At 57.4% G+C, this 20,380-nt stretch carries 18 protein-coding genes; all 18 read left to right on the forward strand.

Features of this window, described 5'->3' with window-relative positions; all coding sequences use genetic code 11:
• The 18 genes from DPO_RS19425 (at window position 1) to DPO_RS19515 (ending at window position 20,377) form a co-directional block, all read left to right on the forward strand.
• Window positions 1–1,200 carry an aldo/keto reductase gene (locus tag DPO_RS19425; protein ID WP_006968071.1) on the forward strand — a complete coding sequence of 400 codons (1,200 nt, stop codon included), beginning with the start codon at window positions 1–3 and terminating at the stop codon, window positions 1,198–1,200.
• A 135-nt stretch (window positions 1,201–1,335) separates the two neighbouring features.
• The gene (locus tag DPO_RS19430) at window positions 1,336–3,165 is read left to right on the forward strand and encodes an aldehyde ferredoxin oxidoreductase family protein (RefSeq protein ID WP_006968072.1); all 1,830 of its coding nucleotides are present in this window, start codon (window positions 1,336–1,338) and stop codon (window positions 3,163–3,165) included.
• A 21-nt stretch (window positions 3,166–3,186) separates the two neighbouring features.
• Window positions 3,187–3,420: a ubiquitin family protein gene (locus DPO_RS19435; RefSeq protein WP_006968073.1), complete on the forward strand. Its 234-nt coding sequence runs from the start codon at window positions 3,187–3,189 to the stop codon at window positions 3,418–3,420.
• 437 nt (window positions 3,421–3,857) lie between these two features.
• Complete coding sequence (locus DPO_RS19445; protein WP_006968074.1) at window positions 3,858–5,888, forward strand: TonB-dependent receptor plug domain-containing protein; 2,031 nt, start codon at window positions 3,858–3,860, stop codon at window positions 5,886–5,888.
• A gap of 85 nt (window positions 5,889–5,973) precedes the next feature.
• Entirely contained in the window at window positions 5,974–7,086 is a 1,113-nt protein-coding gene (locus DPO_RS19450; RefSeq protein ID WP_006968075.1) for an ABC transporter substrate-binding protein, read from the forward strand.
• 25 nt (window positions 7,087–7,111) lie between these two features.
• Window positions 7,112–8,125 carry a FecCD family ABC transporter permease gene (locus DPO_RS19455; protein WP_006968076.1) on the forward strand — a complete coding sequence of 338 codons (1,014 nt, stop codon included), beginning with the start codon at window positions 7,112–7,114 and terminating at the stop codon, window positions 8,123–8,125.
• A gap of 3 nt (window positions 8,126–8,128) precedes the next feature.
• Entirely contained in the window at window positions 8,129–8,950 is an 822-nt protein-coding gene (locus DPO_RS19460) for an ABC transporter ATP-binding protein (RefSeq protein WP_006968077.1), read from the forward strand.
• Entirely contained in the window at window positions 8,947–10,149 is a 1,203-nt protein-coding gene (locus tag DPO_RS19465) for an ABC transporter substrate-binding protein (RefSeq protein ID WP_006968078.1), read from the forward strand. Before DPO_RS19460 ends, DPO_RS19465 begins: the two co-directional genes overlap by 4 nt.
• 48 nt (window positions 10,150–10,197) lie before the next feature.
• Window positions 10,198–11,202 (forward strand): FecCD family ABC transporter permease, encoded by a 1,005-nt coding sequence (locus DPO_RS19470; RefSeq protein WP_201765649.1) that lies wholly within the window; start codon window positions 10,198–10,200, stop codon window positions 11,200–11,202.
• A gap of 1 nt (window position 11,203) precedes the next feature.
• Window positions 11,204–11,971 carry an ABC transporter ATP-binding protein gene (locus DPO_RS19475; protein WP_006968080.1) on the forward strand — a complete coding sequence of 256 codons (768 nt, stop codon included), beginning with the start codon at window positions 11,204–11,206 and terminating at the stop codon, window positions 11,969–11,971.
• 58 nt (window positions 11,972–12,029) lie between these two features.
• Window positions 12,030–12,863: a class I SAM-dependent methyltransferase gene (locus DPO_RS19480; RefSeq protein WP_006968081.1), complete on the forward strand. Its 834-nt coding sequence runs from the start codon at window positions 12,030–12,032 to the stop codon at window positions 12,861–12,863.
• Entirely contained in the window at window positions 12,863–13,918 is a 1,056-nt protein-coding gene (locus DPO_RS19485; protein WP_006968082.1) for an ABC transporter substrate-binding protein, read from the forward strand. Before DPO_RS19480 ends, DPO_RS19485 begins: the two co-directional genes overlap by 1 nt.
• Window positions 13,915–14,934, forward strand: a complete 1,020-nt coding sequence (locus DPO_RS19490; protein WP_006968083.1) for a FecCD family ABC transporter permease — start codon at window positions 13,915–13,917, stop codon at window positions 14,932–14,934. The genes DPO_RS19485 and DPO_RS19490 overlap by 4 nt, the downstream gene beginning before the upstream one ends.
• A complete protein-coding gene (locus DPO_RS19495) occupies window positions 14,924–15,769 on the forward strand; it encodes an ABC transporter ATP-binding protein (RefSeq protein WP_006968084.1) in 846 nt (281 codons plus the stop codon). Before DPO_RS19490 ends, DPO_RS19495 begins: the two co-directional genes overlap by 11 nt.
• On the forward strand, window positions 15,766–16,785 hold the full coding sequence (locus DPO_RS19500; RefSeq protein WP_006968085.1) for a radical SAM protein: 1,020 nt from the start codon (window positions 15,766–15,768) through the stop codon (window positions 16,783–16,785). Before DPO_RS19495 ends, DPO_RS19500 begins: the two co-directional genes overlap by 4 nt.
• Window positions 16,782–17,936 (forward strand): hypothetical protein, encoded by a 1,155-nt coding sequence (locus DPO_RS19505; RefSeq protein ID WP_006968086.1) that lies wholly within the window; start codon window positions 16,782–16,784, stop codon window positions 17,934–17,936. The genes DPO_RS19500 and DPO_RS19505 overlap by 4 nt, the downstream gene beginning before the upstream one ends.
• Window positions 17,937–17,972: 36 nt before the next feature.
• Window positions 17,973–18,644 (forward strand): class I SAM-dependent methyltransferase, encoded by a 672-nt coding sequence (locus tag DPO_RS19510; protein ID WP_006968087.1) that lies wholly within the window; start codon window positions 17,973–17,975, stop codon window positions 18,642–18,644.
• Window positions 18,641–20,377, forward strand: coding sequence for a radical SAM protein (locus tag DPO_RS19515; RefSeq protein WP_006968088.1), 1,737 nt, complete (start codon window positions 18,641–18,643; stop codon window positions 20,375–20,377). The genes DPO_RS19510 and DPO_RS19515 overlap by 4 nt, the downstream gene beginning before the upstream one ends.
• Window positions 20,378–20,380 lie beyond the last annotated feature (3 nt).

The following is a 20,380-nucleotide window of genomic DNA, read 5'->3' on the forward strand; positions in this document are numbered from 1 at the left end:
ATGCTTTACAGAAAAATGCCGAAAGTCAAAGAACCATTGTCCATCCTGGGATTCGGGTGCATGCGCCTGCCCGTTAAGGATAACGGCAAAATCGACCGGCCCCGGGCTATTGCCCAGATCCGGCATGCCATTGACAACGGGGTCAATTACCTGGATACGGCCTGGCCGTATCACGGCGGGGACAGTGAACGGCTGGTGGGAGAGGTTTTGCAGGACGGATACCGGGACAAGGCGTTCGCCGCCACCAAGCTGCCGTCCTGGATGGTGAAAAGCCGGGGCCACATGGATGAATTCCTGGATCAGCAGTGCCTGAACCTGGGGATCGATCCCATTGATTTTTATTTGGTCCACAACCTGGCCGGTCCCATGTGGGAACGACTCAAAGGCATGGATGTGCTGGATTTCATCGATCAGGCCAGACAAAGCGGCCGGATCCGGTATGCCGGGTTTTCCTTCCACGGAAGGATTGATGATTTCAAGACCATTGTGGATGATTATGACTGGGATTTCTGCCAGATCCAGTACAATTATCTGGATGAATATCATCAGGCCGGCACGGAAGGGCTGATGTATGCCGCCCAGAAACACCTGGGCGTGATCGTGATGGAGCCGCTGCGGGGCGGCAACTTAGGGATTCCCCAGCCCCCGCCGGAAGTGGCCCGGATCTGGGAGAATGCAATGGAGTCCCGCACCCCCGTGGAATGGGCCTTAAGGTGGGTCTGGGATCATCCCGAGGTCACGATGGTGCTGTCGGGCATGAATGAAGAAGCCCATGTGGCAGAAAATCTGAATATTGCGTCTTCCGCCTTTCCCAACTCCCTGACACTTGAGGAAAAGAACCTGGTGACACAGGCGGCTGAGACCTACCGGCGCCTGATGGCCGTGAACTGTACGGGATGTGAATACTGCAAACCCTGTCCGGAAGGGGTGAACATTTCCGGGGCATTCGAGATTCTGAACAAGCTGCATTTGTTCAAAAACGAACCCGAAGCCCGGTTCATGTATGCCGTCCGGTGCGGGGATATCTTCAGCGGCGGCCAGATGGGGTATGCCTCCCAGTGCATCCAGTGCGGGGAATGCCTGGACAAATGCCCCCAGGGGATCGCCATTCCGGACATGCTGGAACAGGTGGTGGCGGACCTGGAGGATGACAAGACCCTGGAACGTCTGGCCATGGGCAAAAAAATGCTGAACATGTAACGGCCGAAGAACATACGCTGCTTTCCCATAAAATTTGTTCTTGACATCCCCGGGGAATCCAATTACTTAATCATAAATTTGATTATATTTTTAATCAAGAAATGATTCTTTATACCAAAATCGGAGGCGGATGCCATGCATGGCTGGATGGGAAAAATACTGAGAGTGGATTTGACAACGCAACAATGCAGCACCGAACCCCTGGACCCGAAAATTCTCAAAGATTATATCGGCGGCCGGGGCCTGGGGGCTTATTTTTTGAACAAAGAAGGAGATCCCCAGGCGGATCCGCTGTCTGCCGGCAATCCGATGATCATGGCCACGGGTCCTTTGACCGGAACCGGTGCCCCCACCGGAGCCCGGTACATGGTGATGACAAAATCACCTTTGACCGGGGCGGTCACCTGTTCCAACTCCGGGGGCATGTTTCCCACGGAGTTCAAGCGGACCGGGGTTGATGCGATCATCATCACGGGAAAATCCGATAAACCCGTCTATCTGTGGATCGATCACGGCAAGCCGGAACTGAGATCCGCCGACCATTTATGGGGAAAAGACACCCACCAGACCACGGACCAGCTCCTGGCTGAGACCCATGCCCAGGCCCGGGTGGCGTGTATCGGCCCGGCCGGGGAAAAACAGGTCCTGTTTGCTTCCATCATGAACGACAAGAACCGGGCCGCCGGCCGGTCCGGCGTCGGGGCGGTCATGGGCAGCAAATATCTCAAGGCCGTGGTGATCAAAGGAAAAGGCCGGATTCCGCTGGCAGACCCGGACCGGTTCAAACAGGTCAACAAACAGGTGCTGGACACGTTCCGGGAAGGGGTTGAAAAAGCCCCGCTGGGGCTGACCGTCAATGGAACCGCCGGGGTGGTCATGGCCACCCAGAACTTTGGGGTGCTGCCCACCAAAAACTGGCAGCAGGGCACGTTTGACGGATGGGAAAAAATTGACGGCCAGGAACTGACCCGGCGGTATCTGAAAAAAAATTCAGCCTGCTATGGATGCCCCATCGGGTGCGGCCGCCTGACCCGGGTGACAGACGACGGATTCGAGGGGGAAGGCGAGGGCCCGGAATATGAAACCCTGTACGCCATGGGTTCCAACTGCATGATCGACAATCTGGGCGCCATCACCAAAGCCAACTATATCTGCAATGAAATGGGCATGGACACCATCACCATGGGGGCCACCATCGCCTGTGCCATGGAACTGGTGGACCGCGGGTATCTCAGTGAAGACCGGGTGGGCCGGTCCCTTCAATGGGGAGATGCCGAAGCCCTGGTGGAACTGACCCGGATGACCGCCATGCGGGAAGGATTCGGGGATGAACTGGCCCTTGGCAGCTTCCGCCTGGCTGACAAATACGGCCATCCGGAACTGGCACCCGTTTCCAAAAAACAGGAATTTCCCGGATATGAACCCAGGGGGGCCCAGGCCATGGGTCTGGCCTATGCCACTTCCCCCATCGGCGGATCCCACATGCGCGGCGATCCCGCCTATTTTGAACTGTTCAGCGTGCCCCAGCCCATGGATCCCCATATCTGGGAAGGCAAGGCCAAAGTCACCGCAGCGTTCCAGAATCTGTCCGCCATTATCGATGCCGCGGGACTGTGCATTTTCTTTGCCGTCCGGAACCTGGCGGCAAAAGACCTGGGCGTGGCCCCCACGGGCATTCTGGAATACCTGAACGCCGCCACGGGCAGTGACTATACCCTGGAAGAACTCATGCAGGCAGGAGAACGGATCATCAATGCGGAACGAATTTTTCTGACCCATGCCGGGTTTTCCAGAAAGGATGATTCTTTGCCTGACCGGTTGACAAAAATTCCCATGCCGGACGGTCCGGCCAAAGGCCTGGTCTGCCATCTGGATGAGATGCTGGATGACTATTATGAGGTCCGGGGCTGGAACCGGGACGGCATCCCGGAAACAAAAACCCTTGAACGCCTGGACCTGGCGTGACGGGCTGAGGGATATCCCCCCATGGAGATTGAACTCAGGCTGTATGGCGGGCTGAACCGGTATGCACCGGATGGACAGACCTGTTCAGCCTGCCTTGTGGCGCCGTCTGCAACGATCAGCGATGCGGTCACCCGCTTAGGCATCCCCGGCACCGTTCATATCACCGTCCTGCGTAACGGCCGGCGGGAGGACATGTCCACCCGCCTTGAACCCGGAGACACCCTGACCCTGCTGCCGGATATCGACGGCGGTTAATCACCGGTCATCCCAGAAGAACGGAACAGGCTGTGTTCAAGGATGACTGTTTCATCTCCCGCCATCTTTATCCGACCATCAATTTTTTTCTTCAGGCATTATGCTGCGGGCTGTCGGCATCCCCAAACAGAATAGAAAATTCAGTTAATCCCGGTTCTGGAACCGGGTGGCTTCATGCGGCCACCCGGTTTTTCGTATTGGCTTCCCTTCATTTCTGCATCCGTCCCTTTTTGTTTATGTAATTATTGGTTGCTTAATGTAATTATTAATTCATATCTATATATTCTAGATTAGAAATCACAATTATTCATTGACAATAACAATAAAAACCCATTACATAAGGTCCTGGTTTTTTGAGAAGGGGTGTCTTTGTCTGCACCGCAGGCAAAGACATCAGGGTCGTGGTATGAAAATTTTTCAAGTTGAAGGAAGAAAAAATGAAAAAGATCCGGTATTTTATGGCGGTTTTATGTATCTTTTCCACTGTTTCGATCCTGCCGGCGCTTGCTCAGGAACCGGCAAGTTCAGGAGAGGTGTATGATCTGGGCGATGTGCTCATCATGGAAAAAGGCGATGAAGTGAATGCCATCACCAGCATCGACACTTTGTCCAGCTATGACATCGAAATGCAGGGAAGCCAGACCGTATCCGAAGCCCTGGAACTGATCCCGGGCCTCGATGTCCAGACCGGCGGCAAAGGGCAGTCCTATGTCACCCTTCGGGGATTTGACCAGAAAAACATCAAGGTGCTCATTGACGGGGTACCGGCCAACCCGACATATGACGGATCCCTGGACCTGTCCCAGATTCCCGTGGATGCCATTGCCAGAATCAAGGTGATCAAAGGGGCGTCTTCCGTACTTTACGGCCCCAACACCATGGGCGGGGTCATCAATATTATCACCAAAAAAGGCGGGGAAAAGCCGTTTACCAGCGTGAGAACCTCCTTTGGTGAAAACAGCACCCAGAACTATATTTTCAACCATGGGGCCGGCAAAGGCAATTTCAACTACTGGATCACGGCCAGCCAACGGAAATCAGACGGGTTCGAACTGTCGGACGATTTCGATCCCAACAACCCCGTCACCGGTATCGGCACGGACTACAACGAAGACGGCGGGGTCCGGGATCTGAGCGACTATGAAAAAACCACGGTGAGCGCCAAATTCGGATATGAATATGATGATGATTCCAAGCTGTATATGACCGTGGATTACCATGACAATGAAAGAGGCATCCCCACGGAAAATTCCAGATACTGGGATTTTAAAAACTGGGAACAATGGCATGTCAGTCTGGCCGGAGAACATGATTTCACCAACCTTTTGTCCATGAAAGCCCGGCTGTATTACATGAAACACGATGACACCCTGGAGGACGTGAGCTGGGATGCGGCCCACACCACCAGCAAGAAATGGTTCCAGACAAGCTCCTATGACGACTATTCCATTGGCGGTGAAGTCCAGGGCTACCTGGATTTCGGCGATATCAGCCTGGTGAAGATGGGCGTCAGCTACATGAAAGCCAACAACATTCAGCGGGAATATCTGGATGCCACCAGCATGCCTGTCATTAAATTCGGCGACCCCGTGGGATGGGCCCCGGAACAGGAATATGAGGTGGACATCTATTCTTTCGGGCTGGAAGACGATATCCGGGTGACCGATAAAATGACCCTGACCGCCGGGGTGAGCTATGATGTTCATGACCCGGTCAAGGCGTTTGACGGTAAAGCGTCCATCGACCGGGACAAAACCAGCACCTGGAACCCCCAGGCCGGTGTTTCCTATGATTTTACCGAAGATTTCACCATGTATGCATCCGTGGGCAAAAAGACCCGGTTTCCCCAGATGAAAGAACTGTACAGTGATCTGGCCGGGGGCAACACCGATCTGGATCCCCAGCAGACCATTGCCTATGAGATCGGCGCCACCAAGCGGTTCAATTATGGGTTAAGTCTTTCCGGCGCCCTGTTTTACAATGATATCACGGACCGGATCGACTATGATGTCAATGACGATCTCACAAACATCGGTGAAACAGAAATCAAGGGGATGGAAGCCCAGCTCAATTACCAGAGCCCATGGAACCTGGATCTGGGCCTGGGATATACTTACCTGTCCGCCACGGACAAGGCCGATGAAGCCAGACCGGAACTGGATGCCGAGAGAATTCCGGAACACAAATTTTTTGTGGATGCCAGGTATTTCTTTGATTTCGGCCTGACCGCCGCCTGCCAGGCCATTTATACCAGTGACCAGGTCGAATACGACAAAAGCTTCAATCCCAGGGATATCGATGAATTCTGGGTGGTGAACGCCAAACTGAACCAGGATATCAAGTTATTTGAAAAAATATCCACGGCCGTGTTTCTGGAAGTCAAAAACCTGTTTGACGAAGATTATGAAGAAGGCAGCGGTCCCTATCCGGGAAGAAATTTCCTGGCCGGGATGCAGTTCAGCTTTTAATTGAAACAACCCTGACAGGGCGGCAGTGTCATACCGGATAATTCCGGCCCCTGCCGCCCTGTCTGTCTGAAAGCACTGGAACACCATGACCATCAAAAAATTGCTGTGGCCGGTTGTCTGTGTGGTCTGTCTGATTTTTCTGTTCAGTATCTATACGACCGGCCAGAAAAAAAAGCAGACACCGGTGCAGGGAAACACCCGCACCATCACGGACATGAAAGGCCGGACCTTTGAGGTGGCGGACCCGCTGGAGCGAATCGCCCTTTTAGGCGGCCCCACCGGCCAGATTGCATTTATCCTGGGGGTTGAAGACCAGCTGTGTGCGGTCACCAAAACCCTGAAAATGTCCGAACTGGTCAAGACATTTTTTCCTGAAATTTCGGACCTGCCCGGCCCCCGCTCCACCTCCGGCTCCATCAACATCGAGGAACTGATCAAATCCGACCCGGACATCGCCATTGCCGGGGACATCGACGGCGGCATTGTCCTGGAAAAGACCCGGATCCCCGTGGCGTTTCTAGAAGACAGCATGGGGGAAGGAATGAAAGACATTAAAAAGGAAGTCCGGTTTTACGGATATGTGTTCAATACACCGGACCGGGCCGAACGGTATGTGGCCTATCTGGAGCGGTTCACGGCCCTGGTTCTGGAACGGACCCTGGATATCCCCGAACATCAGCGCAAAAAAGTGTTCCAGGGATACAACCCCAGCCACCTGGTGACTCTGGGGGGTGACACCTTTATGCAGGAACGCATCGAGATTGCTGGATGCCTGAACGCCGCTGAAAGCGTGACCACCATCGGCCAGCGCACCGGGCTGCATTCCGGCTTAGGAGAGGTCTCCATGGAGCAGGTCCTGGCCTGGAACCCCGATATTCTGGTGATCAATTACGGCACCCCGGATGACGTGTATGCCGATCCACAGTGGCAGCAGATCCGGGCCGTGACAAACCGGCAGGTGTATCCCCAGCCGGCCGGCGTGTTCATTTTCAACCGGCCCACAGCGGAGTCCGCGGCCGTTTTCCCGTTGTGGCTGGCCGGGATTGCCTACCCGGAAAAATTTTCAGATGTATGCATCCCCTGCCTGGTCAAGGAGTTCTACAAGGAGGTGTTTGACTTTGACCTGACCGATTTCCAGGTGACCCAGGTTCTTGACGGCACCTATGAGACCCGGATCATGAAAGGGGCCAGGCATTAAAGATCAACGGTTTCATATCCAGGGCATGTCCAGCCGCATTTCTCCGGATGCGTGGATCAAAGCCTTCATGGGCCTGCTGGTCCTGGTGATGATCTTTTCCTTAGGAAGCGGCCGGGTGGACATCACATTTGTCCAGACCCTGAAAATTCTGCTGTCCCCGGTGATTCCACTGGCGCCAGATATATCCGACACCCTGTATTCCGTGATTGTGGATGTGCGGCTCCCCCGGATTCTGGCCGGCATGATGGTGGGTGGGGCCCTGGCCGTTTCCGGGGCGTCCTTCCAGGGGGTGTTCCAGAATCCCCTGGTCAGCCCCCATATCCTGGGGGTGGCAGCCGGTGCCGGATTCGGGGCCGCCCTGGCCATTCTGCTGTTCGACAACATCTGGCTGATCCATCTCACCTCGTTTGTGTTCGGCCTGGCCGCCGTGGGCATGGCCTATGCCCTGTCCCGGGTGTACAAAATGACCCCGGTGCTGATGCTGGTGCTGTCCGGCATCGTGGTGGGATCTTTGTTTTCCGCGCTGACCTCTTTTCTGAAATACATTGCCGACCCCATGAACAAGATGCCGGCCATTGTATTCTGGCTGCTGGGATCCCTCAACCATGTGTCGTTCAGGGATATCCTGATCACGGCCCCAGTTTTCATCATCTGCATTTCCGTGCTGCTCGCGATCCGGTGGCGCATCAACCTGCTGGCCATGGGGGATGAGGATGCCCGGACCCTGGGGGTCAACACTGAAGCCCTGAAACTGACCATCATCGTGTGCGCCACCATTGCCACGGCATCGGCCGTGTGTATCAGCGGCATCATCGGGTGGATCGGCATCATGATCCCCCACATCGGACGGCTCATTGTGGGGCCGGACCACAAATACCTGCTGCCCATCTCCCTGGTGATCGGGGCCGCCTACCTGGTGGCCGTGGATACCATCGCCCGGACTGCGTTGACCACGGAAATCCCCATCGGCATCCTCACCGCCATTTTCGGAGCCCCGGTATTTGCCCTGCTGCTTAGAAAAACCCAGAAGGCCGGGTGAGACATGCACGGCAGCGTTGATATCACCGATCTTTCCTTCGGGTACACGGAATCGGAACCGGTTTTTTCGGGCATCGATCTCTCCCTGGCACCGGGCCAGGTGTTCTGCCTGCTGGGACCTAACGGTTCCGGCAAATCCACGCTGCTCAAATGCATCATGCAGGTGCTCACCCCGAACGCCGGCCGGGTGGCCGTGGACGGACAGAATCTGAACGGGTTGAGTGCCAGCCAGATCGCGTCAAAACTGGGATTCGTTCCCCAGTCCCTGGTGTCCGCGTTTCCCTTTACCGTGGCGGAAATCGTTGTGATGGGACGGGCCTCCCAGATCCGCATGACCGCCTCGCCCTCCAAAAAAGACCGGGACCTGGCCATGGCCGCACTGGAACGTATGGGAATCGCCCACCTGGCCCTGCGGCCCTGCCACCAGCTGTCCGGCGGCGAATGGCAGCAGGTACTCATCGCAAGGGCCCTGACCCATTCTCCCCAGGTGCTGCTCCTGGACGAACCCACTTCTCACCTGGATATCGGCAACCAGGTCAAGATCCTGGAGATCGTCAACCGCCTGGCCCAGGACGGCATCACCATCCTCATGGCCTCCCATTTTCCGGACCACGCCTTTTTGACGGCCCACCAGGTGGGGATCCTTAAAAACGGGCGTCTCCTGGCCCTGGGCAATCCCGATGACACCCTGTGCGAATCCGTGCTGTACGACACCTACGGGATCCATATCCGGGTGGTGACCATTGGAAAAGAGGTGAACCGGAAAATCTGTATCCCCGTGCTGCAAGAAATCAACCGCCCGGTCCCTGCCAAGGAGGTATCATGACCTGTCAAGCCCGTATCCGGCCATTGCGCCATCCGCACGCCATTCATCCGCCCGGCATCCATCCCCCTGCCATCCGTCTGGCCGCTGCCGCACCCGGAGTTGTCCGCCGGCGGTTTCCGGTGTGGACACCCGCTGTCTGCCTGGTAGCGATTCTGACGGCATGCCTGTTTCTGCCGGTACTGCTCCCGGCCTGCGCCTCAGCCGGCCCGATTGAAGTGACCGATGCCGCAGGCATCTTGGTGACCCTTGACCAACCTGCGGCCCGGGTGGTGGTGATCGGAGCAGCCCCGTTCATCCCGCTGCACATGTTTTACATGTTTGACCAGGCAACGGACCAGCTGGCGGGATTTGAAGTCCGGGGCCAGGTGACAGATGAATTCCTGGAACTGATCGACCCGGACCTGTCGATGAAACAGACTTTAGCGGCCAATCCCGGCCCGGAGAGCGTGGCCGCCCTGGCACCGGACCTGGTGATCACCAAATCCACGGTGGAAGGACAGGCGGTCCGGACCCTGAAAGCCCTGGGCATTCCGGTGATGCATGTGGGGGCGGAAACCCCGGACATGTTTCTTTCCGATATCCAAAACCTGGGCAAGGTGCTGGGACAGGAACGCCGGGCCGACATCATTGTACAGTTTTACACGGACCACCTGGCACAGATTCAGCAGGCTGTGTCACCGGTCCCGGATCCATCCAGGCCCCGGGTTCTGGTCCTGGAATACAGCAGCCGGGGCAACCGCCAGGCCCTGAACGTACCGGCTCCGGGATGGATCCAGACCCAGCAGGCCGTGATCTGCGGCGGCAATCCGGTCTGGACCGGCAGTGTTTCCGTGCAAGACGGCTGGCAGATCACAGGATTCGAGCAGATCGCGGCCTGGGATCCGGACAAAATTTTTCTCATCGTGTGGTACCAACTCAAAGGCATTGAGGTGCTGGATTCTTTGTATCAGGATCCCAAATGGGCCTCCCTGTCTGCAGTGAAACAACATGAACTGCACCTGTTTCCCCAGGACATTTTCGGATGGGATTCCGCCAGTCCCCGGTGGATTCTGGGGGCCTTGTGGATGGCAAAAAAAACATATCCGGACAGATTTACGGACCTGGACATGTCCCGGACTGTCACGGCATTTTATACGCAGATGTATGGTCTGGACCCGGAAACCATTGCCACCCGCCTGATGCCGGACACCCTGAGATAAATGAATGGAAGATGAATACATTGGAATGCAATGGATGAAACAGGGCAAATGAAAACGGACCGGCTCAAAATCAGGAAAACCGGTATTGTCATGCTGGGAGCCGCCCTGCTGCTGCTGGCCGGGTCCGTGTTTCTAGGCCGGTTTCCCGCCCCTTACGTCACAAGCCTGTCCGATCTCATGACCCAGGACCTGGTGCAGCAGGTGGTCTGGCAGATCCGGATCCCCCGGATTTTGAGCGCCTTTGTCACGGGCATGGTGCTGGCGGCTTCGGGCATGGTGTTTCAGATGATTTTCCGCAACCCCATCGTGGATGCCGGGTTTCTGGGCGTTTCCGGCGGCGCCGCCTTCGGGGCCTCTCTGGGCATCGTGCTCCTGGGCGGGTCCATGGCCACCATCCAGGGCAGTGCGGCCCTGTTCGCCGTGCTGGGGCTGGGGTTTTCCTGGATCATGGCCGTGCGGATCCGGTTTGGGGACTGGATCCTGCGGCTGATCCTGGCCGGGATTGCCGTGTCGGCCCTGTTTGCCGCCGGCACCGGGCTGCTCAAATACCTGGCCGACCCCCTGCGGGAGCTGCCGGAACTGACTTTCTGGCTTTTGGGCGGGCTGTGGGGCATCACCTGGACCGATACCCTCCAGACCCTGGCTGTATGCATTCCCTGCCTGATCGTCATCTGGCTGTTCCGGTGGCGCCTGAATCTCTTGTCCATGCAGGATGAAACCATTTTTTCACTGGTGGCCGATGCATCAAAAGAACGGATTGTACTGCTGCTCACGGCGGTCATTGCCACGTCCGCCGTGGTGTGCAAAGCCGGCCAGGTGGGATGGGTGGGGCTGATCATCCCCCACATCGCCCGGCGTCTCGTGGGATCGGATGCCCAGAAGGCTTTGCCGTGTTCGCTGGTGCTGGGGGGCATTTTTCTGCTGCTGTGCGACAATGCCTCCCGCACCCTGTTGTCCGGTGAAATCCCTTTGGGCATTCTGACCTCCTTTATCGGGGCCGGACTGTTTCTGATCCTGCTGTTGACCCGGCCGATGCTGGTGGGGAGAAAGTGACATGACCGCAGCTGTTTCCATCCGGGACCTGTGTTTTTCCTATGAAAAAGATCCCGTGATCTCCCACCTGGATCTGACCCTTTCGACCGCCACCATCACGGCCGTGCTGGGGGCCAACGGCGTGGGAAAAACCACGCTCCTGCACCTGCTGCTCGGGCTGTTTGAACCGGACTCCGGGGAGATCCGTTTTTTCGGCAGGCCGGCTCACAACTATTCCCAAACCCGGCGCAAGCAGCTCATGGGCATGGTGTCCCAGAACGATACCCCGCCCTTTGACCTGCGGGTGGACGAATATGTGCTCCTGGGCCGGGCCCCCCACCTGGGCCTGCTCACCATTCCCGGGGACAAGGACCGGAGTGCTTCCGCAGCGGCCCTTTCCACGGTAGGCATGACCCACATGGCCGGCCATGCCGTGACCCGGCTGAGCAGCGGGGAAAAACAGCTGGTGAACATGGCCCGGTCCCTGGCCCAGGAACCGGACATCCTGCTGCTGGACGAACCCTGCTCCCACCTGGACCTGATCAACTCCCGGCAGATGCTGGTATTGATGAAAACCATCGCAGAGCAGGGCCGAACCGTGGTATTTACCACCCATGATCCCAATGCCGCCGCAGCGGTGGCGGACCAGGTCCTGCTCATGAAAAAAGGGGAACTGGTGGCGGCCGGCACGGTGACACAGACCTTGACCCGGACGCTGCTCACCCGCACCTACAGGGGAGATGTGGAAGTGATTGAAACGGAAAGGGGACCATTTGTCAGGGCAGTATAAAAATGAACCAACCAAAGAAACCCCGGATCTGAAAAAGGATCCGAATCACAGGAGACCCATGGAAAAACTGACCGACTGGACAAAATTGTGGAAAGAGCTGTCAGACATTCAATCCCGGGCGTTTTCAAAAAAACAGCCTGACAAGGAAGACAGCTGGCGGGACAAGGCCAAAGATTACGACAAAAAAGTGGACCAGCGGTGGGCCAAACCGGATTCATCCCGGCAGTTTCTCTTAGACAAGCTCACGACCCACCCGGGGTCGTCTCTTCTGGACATCGGGGCCGGCACGGGCAAATGGTCGGTCCTGGCGGCCCCGTATGCCGAAAAAATCACAGCCCTGGACCCTTCCAAAGCCATGCAGGCTGTGCTCAAAGAAAAGATCCTTGAGATGAAGATCACCAATATCGACGTGTTTACCGGTGCGTGGCCCGAAGACGACCCGGGGCCCCATGATTTTATCCTGGCTTCCCATTCCATGTACGGCATTTCCGATTTTCCCTTGTTTGTGACCCGAATGTGTGACACCGCCCGCAAGGGCTGCATCCTGGTGATGCGGGCCCCGTTTGCCGACTCGGTCATGGCAAAGGCAGCCATGCACGTCTGGGGCCAGCCCTATGACAGCCCCAATTTCCAGATCGCCTACAACATCCTGCTGGGCATGGATATCTATCCGGATGTGATCATGGAAGCGGACGGCACCTGGCCGGCCTGGACCAGTGACTCTTTTGAGGCTGCCATAGAAGACATCAAACTCCGGCTGGATCTGGAAGACACGGCTGACCACGACGTCTTTTTATGGGAACTGCTGGCCAGACACCTGACAAAACAGCCGGACGGCAGTTATGTCTGGCCCGCCGGCAACCGGTCCGCTTTGCTTTACTGGGACGTCTGATGACACAGGGACCCTTTTTTTCCCGGTTTCTCAAGGTACTTTCCTCCTGCCTGTGCCTGGCAGCCGGCCTTTTTCTGGCCGCCGGCATGAGCAGCTGCGGTCCGGCAAAACCCGACCTTCCCATGCGCACCATCACGGACCAGCTGGGCAGGGAGGTGACCTTTCCGGCAAATCCGGAACGAATTGCAGCCCTGCACCATTTCGGGGGAAAAATCGTATACGCCCTGAACCGGCAGCACCTGCTGGTGGAAAAAAGCATCTACGGCATGGAGGCAAAGGCCCTGGCCGCCATCGACCCGGCATTTGCGGCCCTGCCCGGACTGATCCAGGGGCACGGCTACAATATCGAAGGCCTGGTGAGCCTGTCCCCCCAGGTGATTTTCTCCTATGCCTCCATGGACCGGTCCGAGCTGGCCCAGTTTGAAAATGCCGGCATCCCCGTGGTGGCGGTCAGAGGCGAAACCTTTGAGGAAAGCTTTGAGGCGGTAAGGCTGATGGCGGATGTGCTGGAATGCCCGGAGGCCGGCCAGGCCTATATCACGGCCTGCAAAACGCTCCTGGACAAGGTGGCGGTCCGCCTGGAAAACAACCTGGACACCCCGGTACCGGTCCTGTTTGCCGGCCCGCGCAGCGTGTATTCCGTGGCCACGGGCAACATGCTGCAGACCGAAATCCTGGCAAGGGCCGGGGCCCGGAACGTGGCTCAAGACCTGGAAGGGTTCTGGGCCGATGTGTCCCCGGAGCAGATCGCCCAATGGGATCCCCAGGTGATTTTTCTGGGGTCTTACCTGGATGTATACGGCAAAGACAAAATTTTCACCCTTCCCCAGTTCCAGACCGTGAGCGCCATCAAGAACCGGCAGGTCTATACCTTTCCCTCCAACATCGGATGGTGGGACTATCCGGCCCCCCACTGCGTGCTCGGCGTGGTCTGGACAGCCAAAACCCTGTACCCGCAACTATTTGAAGACCTGGACCTGACCCAGACAGCCAACGATTTCTATTCCCGGTTCATGGGATATTCCTTTGAAGATTTAGGGGGGCAGCTGCCGTGAAATGCCGGTGGGTCATCCTGGGCGCCGCTTTTGTCTTCGGCCTGTTTGCCTGCCTGTGTATCGGGCGGTATCCCATCCATCCGGCACAAGTGATCCGGCTGCTCCTGGCCGGACTGGGCATGGACAATGCCGCATCCGGCAGCCTGGCCGATCCCATGATGATTTTCTGGAACATCCGGGTGCCCCGGGTGATCCTGGCCATGCTGACCGGGGCCGGAATTTCAGCGGCCGGGGCCGTGTTCCAGGCCCTTTTCAGAAATCCCCTGGCCGCCCCCGATATCCTGGGGGTCACGGCCGGGGCCGGGTTCGGCGCGGCCCTGGCCATCATGTTCCTGGTGCCTGCCGCGCTGGTAATTCAGGCCAGCGCCTTTGTCTTCGGGATCACGGCCGTGACCCTGGCTTATATTCTGGCATCCTTGAGCCGGGACCGGTCCCCGTCCGTGCTGGTGATTTCCGGCATCGTGATTTCCGCCATGTTCCAGGCCGGGCTGTCTTTTATCATGTACCTGGCCAACCCTTATGACCAGCTGGCCCAGATCATCTTCTGGACCATGGGCAGTTTTCACACCGCATCCTGGGCCAAGATCCAGGCCACCCTGCCGGTGCTGGTGCCCGGCATCACCCTGCTGATTTTGTTTTCCTGGCGGCTGAACATCATGACCCAGGGAGAGGAAGATGCCCTGTCTTTAGGGATTCCGGTGATGCGCTGGCGGATCTTCTATGTGCTGGTCAGCACCCTGATGGTGGCCGCGGCCGTGGCAGCTGCCGGCACCGTGGCCTGGATCGGGCTGATCGTCCCGCACATCGCCCGGTACCTGGTGGGACCGGAACACACCCGGCTGATTCCCATGAGCGCGTTTCTGGGCGGATTGTTTCTCATGATCATGGACAGCGTGGCACGAAGCGTCATGCTGTCGGAAATCCCCATCAGCATTGTCACCTCCATTTTTGGGGCCCCGTTTCTGGGATACCTGGTGATTCACGCGGGAAAGGCACGAATGTCCCATGACACTTGAGATTCAAAACCTTTCCGCCGGATACGGCAGCACACCGGTCATCTCCGGGATCCATATGACCGCTGATCCCGGCCGGATCTGCGCGGTCATGGGCCGGAACGGGTCCGGCAAAACCACGCTGCTCCGGTGCATCAACCATGTGCTGCCGCCGCTGAAAGGAAAGATCCGGATCATGGGGCAGGAGATCACCCGGATGGCCCGGCACCGAATCGCACAGATCATCAGTGTGGTCCCCCAGGGTAATTTTTCCCCGTTTTCCTTTTCCTGCCGGGACATGGTGCTGATGGCGGGCGCCGCCAGGATCCGGGCCTGGGCCGCCCCGTCCAGAAAAGAGCAGGAACAGGCGCTTTCCGCCATGGCAGAGGTAGGGATCGATCACCTGGCAACCCAGGCATTCAATGCCATTTCCGGCGGGGAGCGCCAGCTGGTGATGCTGGCCCGGGCCCTGTTCCAGGAAACCCCCATCATGCTGCTGGACGAACCCACGGCCCACCTGGATTTCACCAACCAACACCGGATCATGGCCCTGATGCGCAAACTGGCCGCCAACCGGAAAATGACCGTGATCATCACCCTGCATGATCCCAATCTCACCTGCCATTACTGCGATGATGTGGTGCTGATTCACCAGGGCCGGGTGGCGGCCGCCGGAAAAACCGCCGATACCCTGACCGGTGACGTGCTGACACAGGTGCTGGGAGACAACATCCGCCTGGATGTCACCACCGGCGGGGTCCGGGTGGCGGTTCCCGCAAGCTTGGATCCCGCAACCGACCGGCCGGAGTATTCTTCGGTCAAACCTTTGACAACCCATCAGGAAAAGAGGGTCGTATGAAATGCCAATTTTGTGAACGAACATGTGATCTGACTAACGGCCGCAGCTTCTGCGGCATGTACATGGAAGAAAACGGGCGGGTCTTGGAGCGCTTTCCGGACCAGTGGTGCACCTACAATCCTTCCCGGATCGAGTCCGTGCCGTTTTACCATGCCTATCCCGGCTCCCGGTCCCTGATCATCGGCACGGCCGGGTGCAATTTCCGGTGCCGGTACTGTTCCAACGGGTTCATCGCGTGCAGGGATCCGGCCGATCTCCAGGAGGTGATGTATACCATTCCTGCCGACCGGCTGGTGGCCATGGCAAAGAAGATGGGATGCCACAACATCGTGTTCAACGTGAACGAGCCGGCCGTGTCCCTGCCCAGCCTGGAACGGGTCAGTCATTATGCCCGGAAAGAAGACATTCCCATGGGATGCCTGACCAACGGATATACCACGGAATCCGCCACCCGGATGATGATGGAGATCTTCTCGTTTGTGCACATCGGGCTCAAGGGGTTTTCCAATGCGTTTTACCGGGAGTTTGTGGGGATTCCGGACATGACCCCCATCCTGCGCAATATCCGGATGTTTGCCCAAACCTGCCATGTGGAGATCGCCTCTCCCGTGATCGAGGATGTCAATGACCATGAGCTGTTCGATATCGCCCAATTCATTCATGACATCCGGCCGGACATTCCCTGGCACGTGTTCCGGCTTCTGCCCGAGCACGATATGAAGGAATCGCTGTATCCCAACATCGACCGCATGGACCAGGCCCTGGAAACCTCCCGTAAACTGCTGCCCTATATCTATTTTCACAATTTCGTAGGCTCCAGGTGGGTGAACACTCAGTGCCCAAACTGCGGCCACACGGTGATCAAGCGGTTCAGCCTGGGCTGTTCCGGGGACCGGCTGGATGAATTCCTGGCCCCGGACAACACCTGCCCGGAATGCGGCACCCCTATCCCCATCCTGGGGACCCGGGTGGCCTGGAATGAAAAACAATCCGTATCATGGGAGGCCATATCATGAGCCTGGCAGTGATCGATGCAAGGGAATGGCAGAACCGGTTTGATCTGGAAACCGGGCAGCCCCGGAAAAGCGATGCACCCGTGGCAGAGATGGCGGCCAGGGTGCTGTCCCGGCACCCCTATCCCGGGGATGTGGATGAACAGGCCAACCAGTGGGTGACGGATACGGCCCTGGATCTTATCTCCCACTATGACCCGGACCTGGTGTGCCTGAGTTATGTGCAGCAGTTTTTTTCTGACCGGCATTTCAACCATTCGGAAACGGAACGGGAGCGCCTGTTTGCCGCTGCCATGGCAGAAGCCGACCGGTTTGTGGAACTAAGCGGATTTACCCCCGTGATCGTGGGCACCGGGAACATGATCCCCCTGGCCGGGGACATGGACCTGTCCGGCCTGGACGGCCTGGCCGTGTCCTCCAACTGGTCGGCCCGGTACTGTGGGATCCATCATCCCAGCCCCAGGGACATGGAATTTTTGAATTCCCTGGATACCCTGGAAAGGATCGTTCCCAGACAGGAATGGATCGATCTGTTCCAGGCAGCCCAGCCGGACCTGGAAATTCTCCAGGACCCCCGGCTGATGCCGGATTTTCTGGCCGTGGCCAGGGAGGGGCAGGCGTTCAAGACCATGGGCACCACCCTGCGCAAACCCGTCCATATCCCGGCCAACAATTTTCAGGTACCCGTGGTTTCCCCCTTTGGTCCAGTGACTGACCTGCGGGAGATCAAGCCCCTCATCCGCGCTCATCTATCCACCCATAAAATCGCTTTGATACTGGTGGAAGGGGTGGGGGAATCGTTTTTCCCCGAATCCCGTTATATGGTTCAAAACGGGGTGGACTGGTTCTGCTACGAGCCCGGGGATGCCTTCTACCTGACCCTGTCCACGGGCCGGCACCAGCCTTTTGCCTATCCGGCCGGATTCCGGTCATTCGACAAGGATGCCGATGCCATCAAATTTCCGTTCTCCGGGTATATGGATGCGGTTCCCGGCCACACCCTGGGCTTAAATTTTCCGGGGAAAAGCATTGCCGTGGGAAACCGGAGCATGTTCATGCACATGGCTTTCGGCGTGGACATCAGCATTGAGTGTTTTGCCAGAAACCTGTTCAACCAGGGGTGCATGGCCGTGGTGCACCGGGACGACAAATGATGACAAAAATTAACCGAACATATACAGGAGATCCCCATGCCCAACACCTTGCCTGACAATCCCTATACCAATGACCAGGATGACCGGGAAGCCGCCCGGATGATGGACAATATCACCCAAACCGTGTTTACCCCCATCTACCCGGTCATGGCCGAACAGATCGCATCCATCCACGGCATCACCACAGGCACCTGCATCGATCTGGGGTCCGGCCCGGCGGCCCTGTCCATCAGCCTGGCAAAGGTGACGGACCTGTTGATCCATGCCGTGGACAAATCTCCCCACAGCCATGCCATCGCCTGTGCCAACATCAGAGCGGCCGGCCTGGAACAACGGATCACGGCTGTCCAGTCCGATGTCTGCAACTTGCCGTTTGAAAACAATTTTGCCGATCTCATCGTCTCCCGGGGATCCATGTTTTTCTGGGAGGACCTCACCGGGGCATTCAACGAGATTTTCCGGGTGCTTGCGCCCGGGGGCAAAACCCATATCGGGGCCGGATTTGGAAACGAGGAGATCAAAAACCGGATTTTCCGCCAGATGGCTGAAAAAAACGATCAATGGGCTGAAAAAGTCCGGCAGCGCCGCAGCCCGGAAACCACCCGGCGGATCCTGGACCACCTGGACAGCTCCGATGCCAGCCGGTATACCCTGACCCAGTCCGAGATCGGGTTCTGGATTCACATACACAAGGACGTCCCGTCATGAAATGCAGCATCTGCGACATCCACTGCCAAATTCCGGAAGGGGGCTCCGGCCGGTGCCGGATGATGACCTGCCGGGACAACCGCATTATGGAGCACTATCCCCACAGCTATTCCACCCTGTTTCCCATCTCCATCGAAACCATGCCGGCCCTGCATTTCTACCCCAGGCACAAATTTTTGCAGGTGTCCACTATAGGGTGCAATTTCACGTGTCCTGGCTGCATCTCGGAAATCCTGACCATGGAATCAGATACCCTGGCGGGCGCCCTGCGCCGGATGCCCCCTGAAAAGGTGATCGATCTGGCCCAAAAGGAACAGTGCAAAGGGATCGCGTTCTGCATCAACGACCCGACCGTGTCTTTTTTCTCTTTTCTGGATTTGGCGCAAAAAGCCAGGGAAAAAGGGCTGCTGGTGGGTTTCTCCACCAACGGGTACATGAGTGACACTGCCCTGGCCGCCCTGATCCCGTATACCGATTTTGTGAACATCGGATTCAAGGGGGCCACGGACCCGGCCTACCGGTTCTGCGGGGTCCCGTCCTGCGCCCCGGTTTTCAGGAACCTTGAAACCCTGGCCGCCTCGGACATCCATGTGGAAGTGGCCGTGGTCCACCTCAAGGGACATGAAAACGAGGTCCGGCAAATTGCTGAATTCACTGCATCCCTGTCCCAGAACATCCCTTTCCAGGTGATGCGGTTTGTCCCGTTTGGGGAGGCGGACATCGCCCTGGAACCTACCATCAGGGAATCCCGGGCGCTGTGCCGGGACCTGGAAACCCATCTTTCTTATGTGTACCTGTTCAATGCCCCGGGCAGCGACCAGCTGGACACCCGTTGTCCTGACTGCGGAAGGACCGTGATCACCCGGGAGTTCTTCGGGCCCATGGACGCCCGAATTGTAGATGTCCGCCCGGATGCCATTTGTGAATGCGGCACCCGGCCGGATATCACCGGCACCCTGGCATCCCAAAGATTTGATGAACAAGGATTTTTCGGCGGGTACCGGACGACCCGGGCCCTGGAAATGCTGCATGCCATCCTGGTCTGCATCGGTGCGGATGACCCTTCTTCCGTGTCCCGGCTGTGGCAGGACCTCATGGACACCCAGTACCTCAAGGCATTTCATGACCTGGTCCAGTTACCGGATGCCTATGGAGAGATCATTGACCGGCTGGCCGTCCCCACGGGCTGCACCAAGGCTGGAACCCTTCTCAGGCAGTTCATCGAAAAAACCCTGGCGGACATCCGGTCCAGAACCCGGGACGTGACCCGCCCAAAGGTCTATTACGCCATGGGCTATCCGTTGTTCGCCCTGAACGCGGAACGGTTTGAAACCCACCTGGTGGAGGCGGCCGGCGGCATTTGCGTCAACCGGCAGCTCACCCGTAAAGGCAAACCCGGTGTCACCATCACCCGGGAAGAACTCATGGCGTTCAATCCGGACATCATTTTTATCTCCGGATTTCTGTCCTGTCCCGTGTCTGATTTCCATGAATACTGTATCTCCCACGACATCCGGGTGAATGCAGTGATCCAACACAGAATTTATGACCATTTTCCTTTGTGGGACTTTGGCAGCCCCCGGTGGATCCTGGGATTGATGCACATTGCCAATATCCTGCATCCGGATATATTCTGCTTTGACATGGAAAAAGAAGCCGACCGGTTTTACCGGACCTTTTACAAGCACCCGTTTAACGCCCAGAAAGCCAACCGTTCATTTTACCGGGTATGATAC

This window comes from Desulfotignum phosphitoxidans DSM 13687 (genome assembly GCF_000350545.1).
GTDB lineage: Bacteria > Desulfobacterota > Desulfobacteria > Desulfobacterales > Desulfobacteraceae > Desulfotignum > Desulfotignum phosphitoxidans.

What these genes read in the sequence shown, in the direction of transcription:
- DPO_RS19515 (WP_006968088.1), top strand. Translation starts at nt 18,641, where the DNA reads ATGAAATGCAGCATCTGCGACATCCACTGCCAAATTCCGGAAGGGGGC.
- DPO_RS19470 (WP_201765649.1), top strand. Translation starts at nt 10,198, where the DNA reads ATGAAAACGGACCGGCTCAAAATCAGGAAAACCGGTATTGTCATGCTG.
- DPO_RS19485 (WP_006968082.1), top strand. Translation starts at nt 12,863, where the DNA reads ATGACACAGGGACCCTTTTTTTCCCGGTTTCTCAAGGTACTTTCCTCC.
- DPO_RS19505 (WP_006968086.1), top strand. Translation starts at nt 16,782, where the DNA reads ATGAGCCTGGCAGTGATCGATGCAAGGGAATGGCAGAACCGGTTTGAT.
- DPO_RS19475 (WP_006968080.1), top strand. Translation starts at nt 11,204, where the DNA reads ATGACCGCAGCTGTTTCCATCCGGGACCTGTGTTTTTCCTATGAAAAA.
- DPO_RS19465 (WP_006968078.1), top strand. Translation starts at nt 8,947, where the DNA reads ATGACCTGTCAAGCCCGTATCCGGCCATTGCGCCATCCGCACGCCATT.
- DPO_RS19430 (WP_006968072.1), top strand. Translation starts at nt 1,336, where the DNA reads ATGCATGGCTGGATGGGAAAAATACTGAGAGTGGATTTGACAACGCAA.
- DPO_RS19495 (WP_006968084.1), top strand. Translation starts at nt 14,924, where the DNA reads ATGACACTTGAGATTCAAAACCTTTCCGCCGGATACGGCAGCACACCG.
- DPO_RS19510 (WP_006968087.1), top strand. Translation starts at nt 17,973, where the DNA reads ATGCCCAACACCTTGCCTGACAATCCCTATACCAATGACCAGGATGAC.
- DPO_RS19450 (WP_006968075.1), top strand. Translation starts at nt 5,974, where the DNA reads ATGACCATCAAAAAATTGCTGTGGCCGGTTGTCTGTGTGGTCTGTCTG.
- DPO_RS19435 (WP_006968073.1), top strand. Translation starts at nt 3,187, where the DNA reads ATGGAGATTGAACTCAGGCTGTATGGCGGGCTGAACCGGTATGCACCG.
- DPO_RS19500 (WP_006968085.1), top strand. Translation starts at nt 15,766, where the DNA reads ATGAAATGCCAATTTTGTGAACGAACATGTGATCTGACTAACGGCCGC.
- DPO_RS19460 (WP_006968077.1), top strand. Translation starts at nt 8,129, where the DNA reads ATGCACGGCAGCGTTGATATCACCGATCTTTCCTTCGGGTACACGGAA.
- DPO_RS19480 (WP_006968081.1), top strand. Translation starts at nt 12,030, where the DNA reads ATGGAAAAACTGACCGACTGGACAAAATTGTGGAAAGAGCTGTCAGAC.
- DPO_RS19445 (WP_006968074.1), top strand. Translation starts at nt 3,858, where the DNA reads ATGAAAAAGATCCGGTATTTTATGGCGGTTTTATGTATCTTTTCCACT.
- DPO_RS19425 (WP_006968071.1), top strand. Translation starts at nt 1, where the DNA reads ATGCTTTACAGAAAAATGCCGAAAGTCAAAGAACCATTGTCCATCCTG.
- DPO_RS19455 (WP_006968076.1), top strand. Translation starts at nt 7,112, where the DNA reads ATGTCCAGCCGCATTTCTCCGGATGCGTGGATCAAAGCCTTCATGGGC.